General features: G+C 66.3%; 19 protein-coding genes. 9 read left to right on the plus strand and 10 right to left on the minus strand.

The window, feature by feature from the left end; translation table 11 throughout:
- From Sj15T_RS00560 to Sj15T_RS00595, 8 genes are read right to left on the minus strand one after another with little or no spacing between them, the layout of a single operon-like run.
- Window positions 1-585: a HupE/UreJ family protein gene (locus Sj15T_RS00560; protein WP_013039417.1), complete on the minus strand. Its 585-nt coding sequence runs from the start codon at window positions 583-585 to the stop codon at window positions 1-3.
- Window positions 582-1,232, minus strand: coding sequence for an urease accessory protein UreG (gene ureG, locus Sj15T_RS00565; RefSeq protein ID WP_013039418.1), 651 nt, complete (start codon window positions 1,230-1,232; stop codon window positions 582-584). Before ureG ends, Sj15T_RS00560 begins: the two co-directional genes overlap by 4 nt.
- Window positions 1,229-1,975 (minus strand): urease accessory protein UreF, encoded by a 747-nt coding sequence (locus Sj15T_RS00570; protein ID WP_041385730.1) that lies wholly within the window; start codon window positions 1,973-1,975, stop codon window positions 1,229-1,231. Before Sj15T_RS00570 ends, ureG begins: the two co-directional genes overlap by 4 nt.
- Complete coding sequence (locus Sj15T_RS00575; RefSeq protein WP_013039420.1) at window positions 1,917-2,429, minus strand: urease accessory protein UreE; 513 nt, start codon at window positions 2,427-2,429, stop codon at window positions 1,917-1,919. Before Sj15T_RS00575 ends, Sj15T_RS00570 begins: the two co-directional genes overlap by 59 nt.
- 11 nt (window positions 2,430-2,440) lie before the next feature.
- Window positions 2,441-4,150 (minus strand): urease subunit alpha, encoded by a 1,710-nt coding sequence (gene ureC, locus Sj15T_RS00580; RefSeq protein ID WP_013039421.1) that lies wholly within the window; start codon window positions 4,148-4,150, stop codon window positions 2,441-2,443.
- Window positions 4,150-4,476 carry an urease subunit beta gene (locus Sj15T_RS00585; protein ID WP_013039422.1) on the minus strand — a complete coding sequence of 109 codons (327 nt, stop codon included), beginning with the start codon at window positions 4,474-4,476 and terminating at the stop codon, window positions 4,150-4,152. The genes ureC and Sj15T_RS00585 overlap by 1 nt, the downstream gene beginning before the upstream one ends.
- The gene (locus Sj15T_RS00590) at window positions 4,460-4,762 is read right to left on the minus strand and encodes an urease subunit gamma (RefSeq protein WP_007686330.1); all 303 of its coding nucleotides are present in this window, start codon (window positions 4,760-4,762) and stop codon (window positions 4,460-4,462) included. The genes Sj15T_RS00585 and Sj15T_RS00590 overlap by 17 nt, the downstream gene beginning before the upstream one ends.
- Before the next feature lies 1 nt (window position 4,763).
- Window positions 4,764-5,645, minus strand: a complete 882-nt coding sequence (locus Sj15T_RS00595; protein ID WP_013039423.1) for an urease accessory protein UreD — start codon at window positions 5,643-5,645, stop codon at window positions 4,764-4,766.
- Window positions 5,646-5,887: 242 nt separating this feature from the next.
- Between Sj15T_RS00595 and Sj15T_RS00600 the strand changes: the two genes are divergently transcribed.
- The 6 genes from Sj15T_RS00600 to urtE all read left to right on the plus strand — a co-directional run bounded on the left by Sj15T_RS00600 (window position 5,888) and on the right by urtE (window position 11,525).
- Entirely contained in the window at window positions 5,888-6,589 is a 702-nt protein-coding gene (locus Sj15T_RS00600; RefSeq protein WP_253720684.1) for a TorF family putative porin, read from the plus strand.
- Between the two features lie 118 nt (window positions 6,590-6,707).
- On the plus strand, window positions 6,708-7,940 hold the full coding sequence (gene urtA / locus Sj15T_RS00605) for an urea ABC transporter substrate-binding protein (RefSeq protein ID WP_013039425.1): 1,233 nt from the start codon (window positions 6,708-6,710) through the stop codon (window positions 7,938-7,940).
- A 114-nt stretch (window positions 7,941-8,054) separates the two neighbouring features.
- Entirely contained in the window at window positions 8,055-8,948 is an 894-nt protein-coding gene (gene urtB, locus Sj15T_RS00610) for an urea ABC transporter permease subunit UrtB (protein ID WP_007686338.1), read from the plus strand.
- Between the two features lie 11 nt (window positions 8,949-8,959).
- Window positions 8,960-10,072: an urea ABC transporter permease subunit UrtC gene (gene urtC, locus Sj15T_RS00615; protein ID WP_007686339.1), complete on the plus strand. Its 1,113-nt coding sequence runs from the start codon at window positions 8,960-8,962 to the stop codon at window positions 10,070-10,072.
- Window positions 10,069-10,812 (plus strand): urea ABC transporter ATP-binding protein UrtD, encoded by a 744-nt coding sequence (gene urtD / locus Sj15T_RS00620; RefSeq protein WP_007686341.1) that lies wholly within the window; start codon window positions 10,069-10,071, stop codon window positions 10,810-10,812. Before urtC ends, urtD begins: the two co-directional genes overlap by 4 nt.
- Window positions 10,809-11,525, plus strand: a complete 717-nt coding sequence (gene urtE, locus Sj15T_RS00625; protein WP_013039426.1) for an urea ABC transporter ATP-binding subunit UrtE — start codon at window positions 10,809-10,811, stop codon at window positions 11,523-11,525. The genes urtD and urtE overlap by 4 nt, the downstream gene beginning before the upstream one ends.
- 45 nt (window positions 11,526-11,570) lie before the next feature.
- On the opposite strand, the gene Sj15T_RS00630 is transcribed toward urtE, so the two are convergent.
- Window positions 11,571-12,263: a CDP-alcohol phosphatidyltransferase family protein gene (locus Sj15T_RS00630; RefSeq protein ID WP_013039427.1), complete on the minus strand. Its 693-nt coding sequence runs from the start codon at window positions 12,261-12,263 to the stop codon at window positions 11,571-11,573.
- Window positions 12,264-12,670: 407 nt separating this feature from the next.
- Between Sj15T_RS00630 and Sj15T_RS00635 the strand changes: the two genes are divergently transcribed.
- From Sj15T_RS00635 to Sj15T_RS00645, 3 genes are read left to right on the plus strand one after another with little or no spacing between them, the layout of a single operon-like run.
- Window positions 12,671-12,886 (plus strand): hypothetical protein, encoded by a 216-nt coding sequence (locus Sj15T_RS00635; protein ID WP_253720685.1) that lies wholly within the window; start codon window positions 12,671-12,673, stop codon window positions 12,884-12,886.
- Window positions 12,883-13,125: a hypothetical protein gene (locus tag Sj15T_RS00640; RefSeq protein ID WP_007686350.1), complete on the plus strand. Its 243-nt coding sequence runs from the start codon at window positions 12,883-12,885 to the stop codon at window positions 13,123-13,125. Before Sj15T_RS00635 ends, Sj15T_RS00640 begins: the two co-directional genes overlap by 4 nt.
- A 2-nt stretch (window positions 13,126-13,127) precedes the next feature.
- The gene (locus Sj15T_RS00645) at window positions 13,128-13,295 is read left to right on the plus strand and encodes a hypothetical protein (RefSeq protein WP_013039429.1); all 168 of its coding nucleotides are present in this window, start codon (window positions 13,128-13,130) and stop codon (window positions 13,293-13,295) included.
- Here Sj15T_RS00645 and Sj15T_RS00650 read toward each other — a convergent pair.
- Window positions 13,278-14,030 (minus strand): hypothetical protein, encoded by a 753-nt coding sequence (locus tag Sj15T_RS00650; RefSeq protein ID WP_007686354.1) that lies wholly within the window; start codon window positions 14,028-14,030, stop codon window positions 13,278-13,280. The genes Sj15T_RS00645 and Sj15T_RS00650 overlap by 18 nt on opposite strands.
- Between the last annotated feature and the right edge of the window lie 43 nt (window positions 14,031-14,073).

Raw genomic sequence — 14,073 nt, forward strand, 5'->3', positions numbered from 1 at the left:
TCAGCCCGTCGCCAGCAGCAGCACGCCGCCCGCCGCGCCCAGCATGCCCGCGAAACGGCTGACCGGACGGCCGGCGAAGCGGGCGACGGCAAGGCCCGCGCCGTGCAGCAGCGCCGTCGTCAGCGCGAACCCGGCCGCGAACCGCCAGGCGACGGCGCCATGCGGCAGTTCCGCGCCATGGGCATGGCCATGGGCGAGGGCGAACAGTCCCACCAGTGCGAGCGCGACGGTGAGCGGCGCCCGCACGGCGAAGCAGATGGCCAGCCCCAGCACCACCAGCGACGTGGCGATCATGCCCTCCACCAGCGGTAGCGCGCCGCCCGCCGCGGCCCAGCCGAAACCCGCCAGCATGCAGGCGATGAAGGCCAGGGGCGGCGCTCCTATATGGCGGGGCAGGGCGATGCCCGCCCACAGGCCCACCATCAGCATCGCGGCCATATGGTCGAAGCCGGTCAGCGGATGCTGCAAACCGGCAAGGAAGGCCGATCCCTGCTCGCCATGCCCCGGATGCGCCCATGCGGCGGTGGGAAGGACGGCAACGGCCGCCGCAACGATCGCGCGTCCCTTCATGCTTCCGATCATCATGCTCCCTTCCGTTCCAGGCCACCGGCCTTGATAATGAAATTCGCCACGTCCGCCACGCTTTGTCCTGCCCGCACATTGGCGAAGACGAAGGGGCGATCCCCCCGCATCTTCCTCGCGTCGCGGTCCATCACCTCCAGGCTGGCGCCGACAAGGGGCGCGAGGTCAATCTTGTTGATGACCAGCATGTCCGACCGGGTGATGCCGGGGCCGCCCTTGCGCGGGATCTTGTCGCCCGCCGACACGTCTATGACATAGATGGTGATGTCGGCCAGTTCCGGGCTGAACGTCGCCGCCAGATTGTCGCCGCCGCTTTCGATCAGGATCAGGTCCAGCGCGGGAAAGCGCCGTTCGAGCTGGCCGACGGCGGCAAGATTGATCGATGCGTCCTCCCGGATGGCGGTGTGGGGGCAGCCGCCGGTTTCCACGCCCAGGATGCGTTCGGGCGCCAGAGACCCGGCGCGGGTCAGGAATTCGGCATCTTCCTTGGTGTAGATGTCGTTGGTGATCGCCGCGATGTCATAAGTGTCGCGGAAATATTTGCACAGCGCGTCCATCAGCGCCGTCTTGCCGGAGCCGACCGGGCCGCCGATGCCGACGCGCAGAGGGCCTGAATGGCCGAAATGATCTGAATCGAATATGTCGCTCATGTCCTGAACAGCCTGGTATATTGGGTTTCATGCGCCATGGAGCCGAGGTCCGCCATCAAGCATGCCGATCCCATGGCCAGGAAGGGGTCGCCGTCGGGCAGGTCGGCAGCCTGCGCGGCGGCGGCGATGATCGCGGGCCGCAGCGCCAGCATGACGCGCTGCCCGTCGGTCTGCCCCAGGGGCACGAGCCGTTGGGCGGCGGACACCAGATTGGCCGCCAGCCCGTGCAGATAGGCGGTCGCGGCGGGCCGCAGCGCGATGCCATGGCAGGCGAACAGCGCCGCCGCCGCGACCGGGTAGACGAGATCGTCGGGATCGATCCCCTCGATCAGCCTGTCGAAGGCGGAGGCCCCCGTCGCGTCGAGGGCGATCCGGCGGAACGCCGCGCCCTGCGCCGTCGCCTCCAACCTCCGCTCATGGCTCGTCTGGCTGGCCGCGCCAAGGTCGGCGATCTCCAGCAACCCGTCCCGATCGCCCGCCCGCGCCGCGCGCCAGGCATGGACGAACAGCACCATGTCGTTATGCGCCGACCCGCGGGCGATCAGATCGCCGATCCAGTTCGCGGTGCTGGCGCGATCCGTCACGAAGCCCGCGTCCACCGCCCATTCCAGCCCGCCCGAATGCGCGAAGGCGCCGATCGGCCAGGCCGGCGACATCCAGCTCATCAGGTCGAACAGCGCGCCTTCATCCATGCGCATGCTCGTGGCGATGATGATCCCCGCCGTCATGATGATGGCGCCCATGGCCGACACCCTCATAGGCGCCGCCTTCAGGATCGAAGGGCGCCAGCACATGTTCGCAGCGTCCGCCCAGCCCCTCGATCATCTCCGCGATCACATGGTCGTGCCGGATACGCATCCTGTCGCCCAGCAACTGCGTCGGCAGGTGCCGGTTGCCCAGGTGCCAGGCCAGCCGCAGCAGCAGCGGCATGTCGGGCGCCGTGATCTCGATCAGCGGTTCGGGCGCGGCCTCCACCCGAACAAGCTCTCCGCTGTCCAGCGCCAGCCCGTCGCCGTCGCGCAAATGCACGGCGCGCGGCATGTCGAGCAGGATGCCGCGCCCGCCCTGCGTCGTATAGACCATGCGCCGCCGGTTGCGCAGATCATGGTCCAGCCGGACGCTGTCGGCCCAGGGACCGTCGACGCCGTCCCTTGCCTGCGGGATGATGGAGAGGATGCGGTTCACCGGGGCGTTCATGGAACGGGCCTTCAATAGAGGTGGTAACGTTGCGCCAGCGGCAGCTCGGCCGCCGGTTCGCAGGTCAGCAATTCGCCGTCGGCATGCACTTCATAGGTTTCCGGATCGATGCGCAGGTCGGGAAGCGCGTCGTTCAGCTTCATGTCCTTCTTGCCGATGCCCCGCGTGCCGACCACCGGCAGCACCGCGCGCGCCAGGCCCAGCCGTTCCGCCACTTCCCCGTCGATCGCGGCCTGGCTGACGAAGCTGATGCAGCTCGCCGCCATCGCCTTGCCATAGGCGCCGAACATCGGGCGGGCATGGACGGGCTGGGGGGTGGGGATGGAGGCGTTGGGATCGCCCATCATGGCGTGGACGATCATCCCGCCCTTCAGCACCAGATCGGGCTTCGCGCCGAAGAATGCGGGGGACCAGAGCACGAGGTCGGCCAGCTTGCCCACCTCCACCGATCCGATCTCGCGGCTCATGCCCTGCGCGATGGCGGGGTTGATCGTATATTTGGCCACATAGCGCCGCACGCGCAGATTGTCGCTGTCCGCCCTGTCGCCGGGCAAGGCGCCGCGCTGCGCCTTCATCTTGTGCGCCGTCTGCCAGGTGCGGGTGATGACTTCGCCGACCCGGCCCATGGCCTGGCTGTCCGACGAGAGGATCGACAGCGCCCCCATGTCGTGCAGAATATCCTCCGCCGCGATGGTTTCCTTGCGGATGCGGCTTTCGGCGAAGGCCAGATCCTCCGGGATCGACGGGTCGAGATGATGGCACACCATCAGCATGTCCAGATGCTCGTCGATGGTGTTGACCGTGAAGGGCATGGTGGGGTTGGTGGAGCTGGGGATCACGTTGGCGAAACCCGCCAGCTTCAATATGTCGGGCGCATGGCCGCCGCCCGCGCCCTCGGTATGGAAGGCGTGGATGGTCCGCCCCTTGAAGGCGGCTATGGTGTCCTCGACAAAGCCGCTTTCGTTGAGCGTGTCGGTGTGGATCATCACCTGCACGTCCATCCGGTCCGCCACCGACAGGCAGCAGTCGATGGCGGCGGGCGCGGTGCCCCAATCCTCATGCAGCTTGAGCGCGGCGGCCCCGGCCTCCACCATTTCGACGATGGCTTCGGGGCGGCTCGCATTCCCCTTGCCCGCAAAGGCCAGGTTGATCGGCAGCCCTTCCGCCGCCAGCAGCATCCGCTGGATATGCCACGGCCCCGGCGTGCAGGTGGTCGCGTTGGTGCCGGTCGCGGGGCCCGTGCCGCCGCCGACGAAGGTGGTGACGCCGCTGCTCAGCGCCTCCTCCACCTGCTGCGGGCAGATATAGTGGATATGCGCGTCGATGCCGCCCGACGTCAGTATCTTGCCCTCGCCCGCGATGATCTCCGTTCCCGGCCCGATGACGATGTCCACGCCGGGCTGGATGTCGGGATTGCCCGCCTTGCCGATGGCCGCGATGCGCCCGTTCTTCAGCGCCACGTCGGCCTTGTAGATGCCGGTCCAGTCGATGATGACGGCGTTGGTGACGACCGTATCCGCCGCGCCCGCCGCATTGGTGATCTGGCTCTGGCCCATGCCGTCGCGGATCACCTTGCCGCCGCCGAACTTCACCTCCTCGCCCAGGATCGTGCAGTCGCGCTCTATCTCTATGATCAGGTTGGTGTCGGCAAGGCGCAGGCGGTCGCCCGTCGTCGGGCCGAACATGTCCGCATAGGCGGCGCGGGGCATGGCATAGGGCATCAGTCCAGCGCCCCCATGACCTTGCCCTGAAAGCCGATCACCGTCCGGCCGCCGCGCAGGGGGATGAGGTCGACCTCCCGCGTCTGCCCCGGCTCGAACCGCACCGCCGTCCCGGCGGGAATGTCCAGCCGTTGGCCCAGCGCGGCCTGCCGGTCGAAGATCAGCCCGTCATTGGCCTCCGCGAAGTGATAGTGGCTGCCGACCTGGACCGGCCGGTCGCCGCTGTTCGCGACGGCAAGGCGCGTGACGGGCATGCCCGCATTCAGGATGTGATCGCCGGGGCCGGGCAGAAGCTCGCCGGGAATGACGTCATCGTATGGGGTCATGCACCGTCACCAGCTTCGTGCCGTCCGGAAAGGTCGCCTCGACCTGCACATCGGGGATCATCTCTGCGATGCCGGGCATCACCTGCGCGCGGCTGAGCACATGGGCGCCCGCCTCCATGAGGTCGGCGACGCTGCGCCCGTCGCGCGCGCCCTCCAGCACATGGTCGGAGATCAGCGCGACGGCTTCGGGATAGTTGAGCCTGACGCCCCGTTCCAGCCGCCGCCGGGCGACCATCGCCGCCATGGCCAGCATCAGCTTGTCCTTCTCCCGCGGGGTCAGCAGCATCTCAGCACCTCCACACGCGGGGCAGGGGGCGGCCCTCGCGCAGGGCCATCAGCGCCGCCATGATGTCGGCGCGCAACGCCGCGCCGTCCGGCGCGAGCAGCCGGATGGCGAGCAGGCCGTTCCACGCGCTGGCGGCGGCGCGTCCGGCCGGTTCGGCCAGGGCCTGCCGCACCGGCTCCAGCAGCGCGGCGGCGCGGGCAGAGGCGTGGACGATGACGGCCATCGCGCCTGCTCCCCCGCCGATGGCGGAGCGGCGCATCATCGCGTCGACATCCCCTTCCAGCGCCAGCGCGTCGGCATAGATCAGCCGGCCGTTCCGGTAGATGCGCATCCGGTCGCCGATCGCGCCTTGCGCCATGCGCTCGCCCATCGCCGCGCGGCCCAGGACCACGGCCTCCAGCCCCAGGAAGGTCACGTCGGCATCGAGCAGGATGCGCGTCTCCCGGGCCAGGCGGGCGCGGTCGAACAGGATCGTTTCCTGCGGCAGCCATTCCGCGTCGGCGCCCTGTTCGACCCGCAATTGCGTATCGATCCGGCAGCCATGGGACAGGGCGCGATAGACTTTCTCCGCGGCCTGGCCCGTCACGGTGGCGCTGGTCTCCGCCGCCCAGCGGACGGACTGGCGCACGCTGTCGCCCTCCGCCAGGCCGCCCGCCGTGTTGATCAGCACGGCGCATGGCCGTCCCCCTTCGTCGCGGCGCGGCATGCGGGCGCGCAGGCAGCCTGCCTGATAACTGTCCTTCATCACGGTCCGCCCGTTTCGTTGCCCGAAAGCGAGCCGCAACTCGCCATGGCTGCGCAGGCTGTTCGGCACCGCACAAGGACCGGAAGCGATCCGGGCGGCCTGCCTGCCGATGTCGGGGTCGAACGTGGGACCGAACAAGATTTGTCTCCTCCTCGATCATTATCTCCAGAAAAAATCCGCGTTCAATGCGCCTTGTCGCCGAAAGGGTGGACGTTTGACGTATTGACCGCCAACGCCTCAAGGGCGGCGCGCGGCGCCCCTCCGGCCTGCATCCGGATCTACGTCAAATGCCGCATGCCGTGTTGCTGCTGCATTGCACAATATGTCCCCGCAAATCAGTAAAGGGGACAATCACGATGAAGCGATACTGGAAAATGGCCATGCTTCTGGCAGCCGGAGCAGCGGCGCTGACGGCCGGTTCGATGCAGGCCCAGGCGCAGGATGCGGGCAGCGAGCCGGTCATCCTGACGGGCGGCGTCACCTTCCTGACCGACTATCGCCTGCGCGGAGCGTCGCTGTCCGACAACAAGCCGGTGATCCAGGGCGTGGTGTCGGCCAAGATCCCGGTCGCGGGGGCATTCAGCATCTATGGCGGCATCTGGGGTTCCAGCCTGGACAAGGATGCCGGAGGCGGCGCGATGGAAACCGATTTCTTCGGCGGCGTGCAGGCCGATGTCGGCGACGTCAACATTCGCGCCCGCTATTTGCGGCTCGTCTTCCACGACATCGACGATCTGGATTTCGACCAGTATGAATTCGGCATCAACGCGCCGGTCGGCCCGGTGACGGGGGGCGCGGGCGTGATCCACGACGAATATAATGGCGGCGGCCATTCCACCTATGTCTACGGCAGCGCGCGCTATGCCGTGCCGAAGACCGGCCTCGCCTTGCGCGGCCTGCTCGGTTACGAGGACGGGACCAACTGGGACGACAAGGTCAACTGGCAGCTTGGCGCCTTCTATACCTATAAGGCCGTGACCTTCGGCATCGATTATGTCGACACCAACCGTTATTCCGCCAATTCGCGCGGCGGCAACCGGGCGAAGGGCGCGGCGCTCTTTTCCATCGGCGCGGTCTTCTGACCTGCGCACCCACGCACACTACGTCAAATGACCCATGGCTGCGCGCATCGCGCCGCAGCATCCTTGCCCGGTGGAGCGGCGACGCGGTCGGCCGGGCAACAGTCACAGGAGCATATTCATGAAAAAAGGGCTTGGCAGGAAATCCTTTCTGGCGCTGACGCTGGCCTGCACCATGCTGGCGACCGCGTGCGGCAAGTCGGAAAGCGGCAACGCCACGGCGGCGGCCGGCGGCGACGCGATCAAGGTCGGCATCCTGCATTCGCTGTCCGGCACCATGGCGATCAGCGAGGATACGGTGAAGAATTCCACCCAACTCGCCATCGATGAGATCAATGCGGCGGGCGGCGTGCTGGGCAAGCAGATCGCGGCGGTGACGGAAGATGGCGCGTCCGACCCAGCCATCTTCGCCCAGAAGGCGAACAAGCTGGTCTCCGACGACGGCGTCGCAACGGTGTTCGGCGGATGGACCTCCGCCAGCCGCAAGGCGATGCTGCCGGTGTTCGAAAAGACCGGGAACCTGCTCTGGTATCCGGTGCAGTTCGAAGGGAATGAATGTTCGCCCAACATCATGTATTCGGGCGCGCAGCCCAACCAGCAGACCCTGCCCGCCTATGACTGGGCGAAGGAGAAGGGCTACAAAAACTTCTTCCTGGTGGGGTCGGACTATGTTTATCCGCGCACCGCGAACCTGATCGTCAAGAAGCATCTGGAAAAGGATGGCCTGAAGCTGGCGGGCGAGGAATATCAGCCGCTGGGCGGCACCGAATTTTCCGGCGTCATCGGCAAGATCAAGGCGGCCAGGCCCGACATCATCTTCAATACGCTGAACGGCGATTCCAACGTCGCCTTCTTCAAGCAGATGGCGGCGGCGGGCCTGACGCCCAAGGTGATCCCGGTCATGTCCTTCTCCATCGGCGAACAGGAAGCGCAGGCCATGGGCCCGGCGCTGGTCGAGGGCAGCTATGCCGCCTGGAACTATTTTCAGACGCTGGATGGCGACGCCAACGCCAAGTTCATCAAGGCGTACAAGGCGAAGTTCGGCGAAGACAAGGTGCTGACCGACCCGATGGTCCACGGCTATGTCGACGTCTATGTGTGGAAGGCGGCCGTCGAAAAGGCGGGCAGCACAGATCCGGCGAAGGTGCGGGCGGCGGCGGTGATGCTGGACGCTGTCGACACGCCGCTGGGCAAGGTGAACTTCGTCAAGAACAACAGCCTGGTCCAGACCGCCTATATCGGCGAAGCGGACCCCAAGGGCCAGTTCAAGATCCTCTGGACGTCGAAGGGTGCGATCCAGCCCGAACCCTATGATCCGCTGGCCTTCCCCGGAAAGACCTGCAGCATCGGCTGACGACGCGACCCGTCGGCCCGGTGCGCAACCCGCCTTCGCGTCCGGTTCAGGCTCCCTCTCAAGAGCCGGCGCGAAGGCGGAAAGCGCCAAGGACCAAGCAACAGGGAGGCGCCCATGGACGCCGCATTTCTCTTCGGCCAGCTTTTCAACGGCTTCAGCGTGGCGTCGCTCTACATCCTCGCCGCGCTGGGCCTGGCGCTCAGCTTCGGGCTGATGCGCGTCATCAACATGGCGCATGGCGAAATATTGATGGTGGGCAGCTATCTTGCCTATCTCACCATCCTGTTCGTGCCGGGGCCGATGGGCATCATCGTCGCCATGCTCGTCGCCTTCCTGGGCGCGGGGATGCTCGGCGGCCTGCTGGAAGTGACGCTGGTGAGCAAGCTCACGTCCAGGCCGCTCGACACGCTGCTGGCGACATGGGGCGTCAGCCTGATCCTTCAGCAGGCGGCGCGCGACCTGTTCGGCGCCACCGGCGTATCCGTGACCGCGCCCGCATGGCTTGACGGCGGCTTCGCGCTCGGACCGCTGCAACTGCCGACGATCCGGCTGTTCATCCTGCTGCTGGCGGCGTTGATACTGGGCGGCCTGGCCGCGTTGCTGCGTTATACGCGCATCGGCCTGCTGGTGCGCGCCGTCAATCAGGACCGGGCGACCGCAGCGGCAATGGGCGTCAACGTGCGCCAGGTGGACGCCTTCATCTTCGCGCTGGGCGCGGGCGTCGCGGGCGTCGGCGGCGTGGTGCTGGCGCTGCTCGGCCCGGTCACGCCGACCGTCGGCCAGGGCTATATCGTGACCGCCTTCCTGGTCGTGATCCTGGGCGGCCTTGGCAGCGTCGTCGGGACGACGCTGGCGGCGCTGATGATCGGCCTGTTCATGGCGCTGTCGCAAATCTTCGTGGACGTGAGCTTCGCGCAGGTGCTGACGCTGATCTTCGTCATCCTCTTCCTCCAGTTCCGGCCGCAGGGCGTGATCGCCGTCCGCTCCCGCGCGCTGGACGCAGAATAGGAGACCGGCGCATGACCGGGACGCTCCCCATCAAACAGGCCGCTACCGGCGTGGCGCTGATCCTCGCCATCGCCGCGCCGTGGCTGCTTTCGGCCTATGACCTCAACCTGCTGGCCCGTTTCCTGGCGCTGTCGCTGACCGCCATGGGGCTTGTCCTCATCTGGGGCGAAGGCGGGATTTTGAGCCTGGGGCAAGGCGTGTTCTTCGGCCTGGGCGGCTATGCCCTCGCCATGCATCTGAAGCTCGCCGGACTGGCGGAGGGGGAATTGCCCGACTTCATGATCTGGTCGGGGACGGAGGCGCTGCCCTGGTGGTGGTCCCTGGTCAAAAGCCCCTTCGCCGCCGTCGCGGCCGTGCTGGTCGTGCCGACCGCGCTCGGCGCGCTGATGGCCTGGGCCATATTCCGGCGGCGGATTGGCGGCGTCTATTTCGCGCTGATCACCCAGGCGCTGGCCCTGGCCTTCGCGACCCTGCTCGTCAGCCAGCAAGGGCTGACCGGCGGGTTCAACGGCCTGACCGACTATCAGACGCTGTTCGGCTTCAACCTCAACCTGCCTTCCACCACGCTGGCGCTCTATTTCATCACGCTCGCGCTGGTCGTGGCAGGCCTGTTGGGCCTGCGCTGGCTGCTGGCGAGCCGCTACGGCAAGCTGCTGCGCGCCAGCCGCGACGGCGCGAACCGCATGCGTTTCCTGGGCTATGACCCCACGCCCTACAAGGTGATCGCCTTTGCCGTCGCCGCGCTGCTGACCGGCATGTCGGGCGCGCTCTTCACCCTGCACGCCGGCGTGGTGTCGCCCGCGCTGGTGGGCGTGGTGCCCTCCATCGAGATGGTGATCTGGGCCGCCATCGGCGGGCGCAACAGCCTGATCGGAGCGATCGCGGGCGCGCTGCTGGTCAATTTCGCCAAGGACAAGATTTCGACCGCCATGCCCGAAGTGTGGCTCTATGGCCTTGGCGCGCTGTTCATCGCGGCCGTCACCATCCTGCCGCAGGGCCTGGCAGGCCTGTTCGGTCCCGACCATCCCTTCCGTCCCGGCAAGGCAGGCGACCTGTTCGCCCGCTGGCGCCGCGAAAGGGCCAAGACCGCGTCGCAACCCATCGCAGGCGAGGCCGCGCCATGACCGTCCCCATGCTCCAGCTTGAAAATGTCGTCGTCGATTTCGACGGGTTCAAGGCGATAGACGATCTGTCGCTGACCATCGAAAGCGGGTCGATGACCGTGGTGATAGGCCCCAATGGCGCGGGCAAGTCGACCATGTGCGATTCCATCATCGGCAGGGTCCGGCCGGCTTCCGGCAGAGTCCTGTTCCACGGCGCGGAGATACAGGCGGAAAGCGAACATGCCATTGTCGGGCGCGGCATCTGCCGCAAGTTCCAGACCCCTGGCGTGCTCGTCGCCCTGTCGGTGATCGACAACCTTGCCATCGCCGCGACGCGCGACCGGAACTGGTGGGCATGTTTTTCCCGCAAGGGCGAGGCGGAAGCGCGCGCGCGCGCCGAGGAGATATTGGAGCAGATCGGCCTCACCGATCGCCGCGACACGTTGGCGGGCAATCTGTCGCATGGCGAAAAGCAATGGCTGGAGATCGGCATGGTGGTTGCGACCGACGCCGAACTGCTGCTGCTCGACGAGCCTACGGCCGGCATGGGCGCTTCGGAAAGCAGCCAGACCGCGACCCTCGTCCGTTCCCTGCTGGGCAAGCATGCGGTGCTGGTGATCGACCATGACATCGATTTCGTGTCGCAACTGGGCGGTCATGTCGTCGTGCTGCATCAGGGACGGCTGCTGCGCGAAGGCACGCTGGAGCAAATCCGCGCCGACGAGGAAGTCGCCGCCATCTACCTCGGGAGGGCGAAATGACCGACCTCATGAACCTGCGCAGCGTGTCCGCCGCCTATGGCAAGGGGCAGGTGCTGTGGGACGTGGCCTTCGACCTGAAGGCGGGGGACGCGATCACGGTGCTGGGCCGCAACGGCGTGGGCAAGACGACGCTGATCCGCACCATCATGGGCCAGTTGGCGGCGTCGGGAGGCCATATCTACTGGCATGGCGACGAAATCACGGAGATGCGCCCGCATCAGCGATCGCGCATCGGCATCGGCTTCGTGCCGCAGGGGCGCCATATCTTCCCGCATCTGACCGTGCGCGAAAATCTGGAAGTCGGCCTATCCGCGCTCGCCCGCAAGGGGTTCGAGGGGCCGAGGGCAGTGCCCGAAATGGTGTTCGACCTGTTCCCCAAGCTGACGCAGATCGCAGGCCGCAAGGCCGGGGTTCTGTCGGGCGGCGAACAGCAGCAGCTCGCCATCGGTCGCGCCCTGGCGGGACAGCCGCAACTGCTGCTGCTCGACGAACCGACGGAGGGCATCCAGCCCAATATCGTGCAGCAGATCGAGGACGCCCTGCGCCGCGTGCGGACCGAGCTCAACGTCGCGATCCTGATCGTCGAACAGAATCTGGATTTCGCCTGGAGCTTTGCCGACCGCTATCTGGTGATGCAGCGCGGCCGGATCGTGAAGGAGGGCAGGACCGCGCAGGACAGCGCCGATACGGTGGCCCATCTGGTCCATGTCTGACATTTTCGGTCGGCCGCGCGGGTCGGCTTTCTAGACCCCTGTCCCTCAGTTCATGACGCGGCGTTCGGCTTCGGCAAGGGCAAGCCTTCTTCCCGTGACCAGCGTCTGGCCGATGAAAAGGACGATCAGGATCGAACCGACCGTCCCCACGAAAATATCAAAGCCGGACCAGCGCCCGAAAAGTCCCGGCGCCGTTCCCAGCACCATCATCATGACCGTCATGCCGATCAGCATGAACCTGAGTTCGGTCGGCCCGGCGGAAAGGTAGGACAGCTTCAATTCGCCCAATACCCGCGCCGAGAGAAAGGCGTGGATCGACAGCAGCAGATAGCCCGCGAGCGCGACCATGGCGACATCCATCGTCACGAACGGGCTGAGGCCGATCCCGGCCAGGATGAGCAGCGTCGCCAGCCCGTCGCAGCTATGATCGATGAAATAGCCGTAGGACGGGCGCTCTATGCGCCGGTATCGCGCCAGGCTGCCGTCCATGGAATCGCCGAACCACTGCACCGCATAGCCCGCAATGGCGAGCAGCAGCCAGGACGAGGCGATATTGCTGGCGGCATATCCGGCAAAGACCATGACCGCGCCTGCCATGCCGGTCGCGGTCAGGCGATCCGGCGTTACCCAGGACGGCATTCGTCGGCACAGCCAGTCGAGCAGCCGCCGTTCATTGGCGGCAAGCCAGTTCTGCTGGATTCGGGAAAGCGATGGAGGGGATTGGGGTTGGATCGTCATAGGCCTTCGATCATGGTCTGGAACAGCCGGCGCGTCCGGGGAGCGGCAGGCGCGATATATGCCGGCATCAACCGCCGCATCCGAAGATGCGCCGGCCAAGGAAAATCGGCGCAACGACAGATGCCGTCAGTGTAGCCCTAAAGGAAAGCCGGTCTTGCTGCATGATATGCTTCCCTATGCGCGGGAGCACTCAAGTCTCTCTGTCGGGTCGTGCGGAAAGAAGACCCGATGGGCCTTCCTAACAGCCTTCATGCGGGCCGAACAGAATTTTCCCGACCCTGGGCGCTTTTCCGACAGACGGACGGGATGTTCCGTGCTATTGACCCATTATTGCGCGAAATTTGCCGCAAGCATTCGCCGTGACAGAGAGACCGTCGTGCTCCCGCTTGCCAGCCGAGGAGCCTATGATGGAAGACCTGAATTATCTGTTGAAGCGCGAGCAGGAGGAATTGCTGCGCGCCCGGATCGCCCATGGCCCGGCGGCGCGCCGGGCTCATCAACGGCTGGCGGAAGGATATGCGGGTCGCATCCGCCGCCATCCTCATCCCTATCGATCCCGGCGCCCGGATGGCTCTGCGTCGTTCAACCCGTTCCCGTTCGACGTGGAAGGGGGCGCGGCATGAGCAGGGTCGTCAACGTCAGGGTCGCCATGGATGTCATCAAGGCGACGTGCGCCAAGCATGCATTCCGGGTGTCCGCGGTGGAAACGCTGGTTTCCGGCGGCACCAGGGTGGTGATGCTCGATCCCCGGGACGCCGACGCCTTCCGCATATTGATGAAGGACAAGCTGATCGAGGGTGCCGTGACGCGATCCGCATCCCACATGGCCCGGCAATGGACGCCCTCGCACCATCGGAGATGACCATGGACCGCTTCGATTATCTCGCGCGCCGCAAGCAGGCGGAGCTGAACCAGGCCGCTCTTGCCGTCTGCCCGGTCGAGAAGAACCGGCATGAGGAGCAGGCGCGCGCCTATGCCAAGATCATTTCCGTCCTGCGCCGGGAAGAAGAAGCCTCACTGCATGTCCGATAGCCGGGCGCGACCGCCCGGCTTCGCCGCGAACCAGATATTATGCCAACGCTCCGTGCTGCCGACATAGGCCGGCAGGATGATTTCGTCGACTTCGAAACCCGTTTCCTCGAGCCTGCCCGCAAAGCCGTCGTCGGCGTAGGAAGACCAGACGGAAAGGAGGCCCCCCGGCCGCAGCGCGGCATAGGCCGCGGCAAGGCCGCGATGGGAATATAGCCGGTCGTTCCCGGACGTGATGAAGCCGTCCGGGCCGTTATCGACATCCAGCAGTATGGCGTCGAACCCATCCGACGTCTCGGCAATGATGTCGTAGACGTCGCGCAGGCGGAGGCTGACGCGAGGGTCGGCAAGATTTTCCTTGAACAGATGCGCCAAGGGCCCCTTGGCCCAGACGACGATCTGGGGAACCAGCTCCGCGACGGTCACGAAGGCCTGCGCGCTCCAGGCGGCAAGGACAGCGTCCAGGGTGAAGCCCATGCCGAGCCCGCCGACCAGGACATGGCCGTCCTTTCCGGCCAGGCGTTCGCTTGTCAGGGTGGCAAGCGCCATTTCCGACAGATGGTCCTGGCTTCCCATCAACTCGTCGCGGCCGAACTGTATGGAAAATTCCTTGCCGCATTTGAGCAGGTGCAACTGGCCGCCGCCCGGAATGTCCGCGACATCCACCGTTTCTATGGGCGGATGGCTTCTTGCCCTTCCGGTCCTGGCCTGCCGCTTGCCGGCGACGCCGACCTGCATGTCAGAAGGCCGCCTTGATGAAGCGCCGTTACGATTCATGCTG

Origin of the sequence: Sphingobium sp. TA15 (assembly GCF_037101235.1) — a bacterium.
Lineage (GTDB): Bacteria > Pseudomonadota > Alphaproteobacteria > Sphingomonadales > Sphingomonadaceae > Sphingobium > Sphingobium indicum.

What these genes read in the sequence shown, in the direction of transcription:
- Sj15T_RS00585 (WP_013039422.1), bottom strand. Translation starts at nt 4,476, where the DNA reads ATGACCCCATACGATGACGTCATTCCCGGCGAGCTTCTGCCCGGCCCC.
- Sj15T_RS00570 (WP_041385730.1), bottom strand. Translation starts at nt 1,975, where the DNA reads ATGGGCGCCATCATCATGACGGCGGGGATCATCATCGCCACGAGCATG.
- Sj15T_RS00645 (WP_013039429.1), top strand. Translation starts at nt 13,128, where the DNA reads ATGGACCGCTTCGATTATCTCGCGCGCCGCAAGCAGGCGGAGCTGAAC.
- ureG (WP_013039418.1), bottom strand. Translation starts at nt 1,232, where the DNA reads ATGAGCGACATATTCGATTCAGATCATTTCGGCCATTCAGGCCCTCTG.
- Sj15T_RS00630 (WP_013039427.1), bottom strand. Translation starts at nt 12,263, where the DNA reads ATGACGATCCAACCCCAATCCCCTCCATCGCTTTCCCGAATCCAGCAG.
- Sj15T_RS00575 (WP_013039420.1), bottom strand. Translation starts at nt 2,429, where the DNA reads ATGAACGCCCCGGTGAACCGCATCCTCTCCATCATCCCGCAGGCAAGG.
- ureC (WP_013039421.1), bottom strand. Translation starts at nt 4,150, where the DNA reads ATGCCCTATGCCATGCCCCGCGCCGCCTATGCGGACATGTTCGGCCCG.
- urtA (WP_013039425.1), top strand. Translation starts at nt 6,708, where the DNA reads ATGAAAAAAGGGCTTGGCAGGAAATCCTTTCTGGCGCTGACGCTGGCC.
- urtD (WP_007686341.1), top strand. Translation starts at nt 10,069, where the DNA reads ATGACCGTCCCCATGCTCCAGCTTGAAAATGTCGTCGTCGATTTCGAC.
- urtC (WP_007686339.1), top strand. Translation starts at nt 8,960, where the DNA reads ATGACCGGGACGCTCCCCATCAAACAGGCCGCTACCGGCGTGGCGCTG.
- Sj15T_RS00560 (WP_013039417.1), bottom strand. Translation starts at nt 585, where the DNA reads ATGATGATCGGAAGCATGAAGGGACGCGCGATCGTTGCGGCGGCCGTT.
- urtB (WP_007686338.1), top strand. Translation starts at nt 8,055, where the DNA reads ATGGACGCCGCATTTCTCTTCGGCCAGCTTTTCAACGGCTTCAGCGTG.
- Sj15T_RS00600 (WP_253720684.1), top strand. Translation starts at nt 5,888, where the DNA reads ATGCTTCTGGCAGCCGGAGCAGCGGCGCTGACGGCCGGTTCGATGCAG.
- Sj15T_RS00635 (WP_253720685.1), top strand. Translation starts at nt 12,671, where the DNA reads ATGGAAGACCTGAATTATCTGTTGAAGCGCGAGCAGGAGGAATTGCTG.
- Sj15T_RS00590 (WP_007686330.1), bottom strand. Translation starts at nt 4,762, where the DNA reads ATGCTGCTGACCCCGCGGGAGAAGGACAAGCTGATGCTGGCCATGGCG.
- Sj15T_RS00640 (WP_007686350.1), top strand. Translation starts at nt 12,883, where the DNA reads ATGAGCAGGGTCGTCAACGTCAGGGTCGCCATGGATGTCATCAAGGCG.
- Sj15T_RS00650 (WP_007686354.1), bottom strand. Translation starts at nt 14,030, where the DNA reads ATGCAGGTCGGCGTCGCCGGCAAGCGGCAGGCCAGGACCGGAAGGGCA.
- urtE (WP_013039426.1), top strand. Translation starts at nt 10,809, where the DNA reads ATGACCGACCTCATGAACCTGCGCAGCGTGTCCGCCGCCTATGGCAAG.